1 protein-coding gene is annotated in these 317 nt (G+C 57.7%); it reads right to left on the bottom strand.

Translation table 11 applies throughout. The annotated features are described in order from the left end of the window. Positions 1–215 (bottom strand): hypothetical protein (locus AC1RPT_RS07895; protein WP_481763002.1); only part of this gene is annotated, 215 nt, incomplete at its 3' end. Positions 216–317 lie beyond the last annotated feature (102 nt).

The following is a 317-nucleotide window of genomic DNA, read 5'->3' on the forward strand; positions in this document are numbered from 1 at the left end:
TCCCAATACAGTGCGTCAGCGCGGCCCATGAATACGTCGCGCGCGAGCTTGAGGCGCGTAACCAGATTGCCGATAGGGCCCCGGTCGAATGCCTCACCGCGCGCCGGAGTCCAGTATGGAACGCCGTTGGGTCCATAGACCTGCGCGTGCACGTGGTCGCCACGTTGTTCCTCAACGTGGATCGAATGTCGCGACACTACTTGCGGAATCTTCATGATTTTCCTTAACCATACATGCTGTTGTTGGCCTTGCGAATTTCGTGCATGGGAATAGAATCGTCCCAGCACGACCGCGCGTACCATGCACCGTGGTAGTCT

Source organism: Dellaglioa sp. CoH-56-MRSF-11 (assembly GCF_056782135.1).